Source organism: Phytoactinopolyspora endophytica (assembly GCF_004138495.1).
Classification (GTDB): Bacteria; Actinomycetota; Actinomycetes; order Jiangellales; family Jiangellaceae; genus Phytoactinopolyspora; species Phytoactinopolyspora endophytica.
In genome coordinates, this window is sequence record NZ_ML142865.1 from 33,121 (window position 1) to 37,594 (window position 4,474).

At 68.7% G+C, this 4,474-nt stretch carries 5 protein-coding genes; 1 reads left to right on the forward strand and 4 read right to left on the reverse strand.

Annotation, left to right across the window (positions count from 1 at the left end; translation table 11 throughout):
- The 4 genes from ELR45_RS39150 to ELR45_RS26250 all read right to left on the reverse strand — a co-directional run.
- Nucleotides 1-222: type IV toxin-antitoxin system AbiEi family antitoxin domain-containing protein (locus tag ELR45_RS39150; protein WP_205857302.1), on the reverse strand; the 222-nt coding region annotated here is incomplete at its 3' end.
- A 125-nt stretch (nt 223-347) separates the two neighbouring features.
- On the reverse strand, nt 348-1,034 hold the full coding sequence (locus tag ELR45_RS26240; protein ID WP_240760155.1) for an ABC transporter ATP-binding protein: 687 nt from the start codon (nt 1,032-1,034) through the stop codon (nt 348-350).
- A gap of 281 nt (nt 1,035-1,315) precedes the next feature.
- Nucleotides 1,316-2,308, reverse strand: coding sequence for a putative F420-0 ABC transporter permease subunit (locus tag ELR45_RS26245; protein ID WP_129669075.1), 993 nt, complete (start codon nt 2,306-2,308; stop codon nt 1,316-1,318).
- 291 nt (nt 2,309-2,599) lie between these two features.
- Nucleotides 2,600-3,724, reverse strand: a complete 1,125-nt coding sequence (locus ELR45_RS26250; protein ID WP_205857303.1) for a putative F420-0 ABC transporter substrate-binding protein — start codon at nt 3,722-3,724, stop codon at nt 2,600-2,602.
- A gap of 397 nt (nt 3,725-4,121) precedes the next feature.
- Between ELR45_RS26250 and ELR45_RS41525 the strand changes: the two genes are divergently transcribed.
- On the forward strand, nt 4,122-4,474 hold a 353-nt coding region (locus tag ELR45_RS41525; protein WP_240760172.1), incomplete at its 3' end, for an aminotransferase class I/II-fold pyridoxal phosphate-dependent enzyme.

Consider the following 4,474-nt stretch of genomic DNA (forward strand, 5'->3'; position numbering starts at 1 on the left):
CCCCGCGCGAAGCAACGCCGCCCATATCTGCGCTGTGCGGCCCAGCGGACCGTTGAACGTTGCGTAGACGCCGCGATGTACGTGTTGCCAACGTCCCGCCAGTACCCGGGCTCGAGCAAACTCGTCGCTGACACCGGAAGCCAGAAGCTGTCGGCGGGAGACGAGCCCTTCCTGACGTGAAATGACGTTGACGAGCGTGGCTGGGAGACGGTGCTCACTCACATCCGCAATCTTGCGGGATCACAAGCGTATGCGGAATAACGATCGCGTGAATGTGGATAACCTCGCCGGCTACCTCCCATGATCATGAACAGTAACCGTGTAAATAGCACGGTTACTGTTCATGATCATGGGAAAAACATCAGGACAGGGCGGCCGGTACGTGGGTTGGTGTGCACGTCGCAGTCGACCGCGAACACGCGCCGGATCACCTCGGGTACCAGCACGTCCTCGGGCGCGCCCGCAGCTGCGACACGTCCGCGGTCCAGCACGACGACATGGTCGCAGTAGGACGCCGCCAGGTTCAGGTCGTGCAGGGCAGCCAATGATGTCACGCCGAGTTCCCGTACGTTCCCCAGCAGGGACAGCTGGAAATGCACGTCCAGATGGTTGGTCGGCTCGTCCAGGAGGAGCAGCTCAGGCTCCTGGGCCAGCGCCCGAGCCAGGTGGACGCGCTGGCGTTCGCCGCCGGACAGCGTATGCCAGTCGCGGTCCGCGAAGCGTTGCATGCCGACCGTGTCGAGCGCGCTCCGGGCCAGTTCGTCGTCGTGCTCGGTCGCCTTGTGCGGAGTGCGGCCCAGCAGGACGACGTCCAGGACGCGCAGCGGGACGTCGGTGTGCGTCTCCTGCTCGACGACGGCGACGCGGCGGGCACGCTCCCGGCGCCGCATACCGAGCAGGTCCTCGCCGCCCAGGCTGACGACGCCCCGTTCCGGACGGGTCATACCCGCGATGCTCCGCAGCAGGCTGCTCTTCCCCGAGCCGTTCGGTCCCAGCAGCCCGGTGAGCGTGCCCGCCTTCGCGGACAGGCTCACCCCGTCGACGATGAGCGTGCCGTCGACGGACCAGGAGACATCGAAGACATCGAGCGAGTCCCGGCGTCCGGCAGAGCCTGTGCGTCCGGCAGAGCCTGTGCGTTCGGCTGCGTCTGCGTGCTTTCCGTCGCTGAGGCGTCTGCCGTCGTGAGCAGCCCGGGGGTCCGTGGCGCCAGGCTCATCATGACCAGGAGATCGACGCGGAGCATCGGGTGACGACGTCGCGAGCGGGGGCATGGCGAGTGGGTGCGCCGAGAGCCTGTCGCGTGGGCCGTTCGGTGTCATTGACCTACCCTCCGTCGGCGGAGCAGTACGGCGAACACGGGAGCGCCGAGAAACGCGGTCACCACGCCTACGGGGAGCTCACGCGGGTCGAACAGGGTGCGCGCCAGGGTGTCCGCCCAGATCATGAACGATGCACCGGCGAGCGCAGCGAGCGGAAGAACGCGGCGGTGCGACGCGCCCACCACCAGGCGAACGCCATGCGGCACCATCAGGCCGACGAATCCGATGGCACCGCTGACCGCCACGGCGGCGCCGGTGAGCAGCGCGACGAGGATCAACAGCGTCCAGCGGGTCCGGTTCACGTCGATTCCGAGCGCCGACGCGGTGCCGTCTCCGAACGCGAACGCGTCCAGGGTCCGGCTACGAGACAGCAGCGCGGCGCCGATGATGGCGACCGCCAGCACCACCACGGCCACGTCGTTCCAGGCGGCACCGCCGAGTGAGCCGAGCAGCCAGCTCAGGATCCCCCGGTAGGAGTCGCCGGTGGCGGACCAGAAGATGATGAACGACGTCGCGGCCGAGCACAGGTAGGACACGGCGAGCCCGGCCAGGACGGTGCGCGTCGGGGGCAGCTCGCCGCGCCTATTGGCCAGCGCCAGGGTGGCAGTGAGCGCGAGAAGCGCCCCGCCGAATGCGGCCACCGGCAGGCCGAACCAGCCGACACCGAGCACCAGGACCAGGACGGCGCCCACCGAGGCACCCGAGGACAGACCCAGCAGATAGGGCTCGGCCAGCGGGTTGCGGGTGAGCGTCTGCATGACCGCGCCGCAGATCGCGAGTGCCGCCCCCACTCCTGCAGCGGTGAGCACCCGTGGCAGGCGGAGCTCCCAGACGATGCCGTCGCGCAGCGTGGACAGCGGTGACGAGTCCAGGCCGAGCCGGTCCAGGCCGATGTGCGCACCGATCGACCGCCACACGTCGAGCGCACCGATTTCCGCCGACCCGATGGTGACCGCGAGGGTGATGGAGACGATGAGCAGAGCCGTCATTCCCACGATCCACGCCGCCGTGGATGTCACCTTGGTGACGGCGCTCGAGCCCCTGCGGGAGACGCCGCCCGAGCCCCTGCCGGAAGCGCCACCCGAGCCCGCCTGGATGGTCGTGGAAGACACGGAGCTTGCCGGGGAAACGGTGTCCCGTGGGGAGGCGGCCGAGCCGTCGGAGTCATGCGCACGGTCGGCAAGGTTCCCGTTGCCGGGAGGGAAACCCCGGTCCGGTGTGGCCGGGCGTTGGTCTGTGCCGGGCGGACGGGGTGCGGCGGACATCGTGATCCCCTCCTGCTACGAACCCGCACCGGTCTGGCCCGGCTGGATGTCGAGCTGTTCGAGCTGTCCGGCCAGGTCGACGACGGCCTGGGCGCTGCGGACACCTGCCTCGGCAGCCGGGAAGGGGAGCGTCAGGTAGCGCTGCTCCTGTACGGCTGACAGCGCGGCGGTAGCGGCGTTCGACTCAAGCAAGTCGATCTTGTTGTCCGCCGTGTTCCATGCGGCGTCGACCAGGACAATGACATCAGGGTCACGGTCGACGACCTGTTCCCAGCTCACGTTGGACCAGGTGTCGTCGATGTCAGCGAAGATGTTCTCCACGCCGAGCTCGCGCATCATCATGGCGGGCGCGCCGATGTCGCCGCCGACGTACGGGGAGTCCTCGCCGGAGCTGTACCAGAGCGCGGTCAGGCCATCGCCGGGCGCTTCTACCTGATCCAGCAGCGCCTTCTGCTCGGCCACCAGCTCGTCGGCCTGGTCGGGCACGTCGAAGATCTGGGCTAGCTGGTGGATGTGAGCGAACAGCGCGTCGAACGTCATCGGGTCTGGCTGGTACGCCGGCTCCTTGCAGGCCGACGGCGCAACGTAGGTGGTGATGCCGAAGTCGGCGAGCGCTTCCCGCTCCCCGGCGGCATCCACGGCGAAGTTGCTCTCCCAGCCGCCGAAGACGAAGTCCGGCTCGGCCTCGAACAGCGCCTCCTGACCTGGCACCTGGTCGGACAAGACCGGCACGTCGGCGACGTCGTCGGCGTACTCGTCGGGCACGGGGCCGTCGGCGAAGGCGGTGCCGACCAGGCGGTCCGCCAGGCCGAGCGCCAGCATCATCTCGGTGGTCGTGGACTTGATGGTGACCACGCGCTCGGGAGCGCTTTCAACGGTGAGCTCGAAACCGCAGTTGTCGAGCGCGAGCGGGAAGCCCTCGTCCGATGACGCCTGGTCCGACGTAGAGCCGGGCGACGGGTCGCCGCCACCCGTGCCGTCGTCGGATGCCGTCGTCGAGTCGTCGTCGCCACCGCATCCGGCGAGCATGAGCGCGGCGGCCGCGCCGACGCCGGTGAGCAGGTGCACAGATCGGAAGGTTCGACGATAGCGGGAAGTGCCGCGGCCCAGCCGGGCACCCGGATGTGTGGCGGGGTACATGAGATCTGCGTCTCCATCGATGGTGGTTGCCGCGAGCGAACCGGGCCAGGCGGGGCTCCGATCGGGCACGCGACGTTGCGGCAGGACATTCAGCGGTGAGACGGTCAAGGTGACCGCCGAACCAGCTACCCACTCATCGGGCAGACGCATCGGGACACAAGTGATGCCCCAGGGCCTGTCGTCATCATATGCGTCTGCATGCGTTCCGTCGAAGATCCGTTCACGATGCGTGAACGACGACGCGGCGGCGAGCTGATCGCGGCGACGCCGCGGTACGGTTCCGGTCTGAATCGGAACGCCGGGCCCGGGCCGGGTCGGCTCCGGGGCCACCTATCCGGTGGCCGAACGCGAAGCGACCGCGGTTTCTCGGCGTTGACCCTTTCCGTAAGGTGACGGCATGAGTGAGCGCCGACCATACCTGAACCCGCGCATGCAGCCTTTCACGTCGACGATCTTCGCGGAGATGTCGGCGCTGGCGGTGCGGACGGGTGCGATCAACCTGGGCCAGGGGTTTCCGGACACGGACGGACCGCAGCTGATCTTGGACTCGGCGACCGCGGCCATTCACGGCGGCGCCAACCAGTATCCGCCCGGGATCGGCATACCCGAGCTGCGGGCGGCCGTGGTCCACCATCAGAAGCGGTTCTACGGGCTGGACGTCGACGTGGACACCGAGGTGCTGGTCACGGCCGGCGCCACCGAGGCCATCGCGTCGACGATCCTGGCCCTGTGCGGGCCGGGGGACGAGGT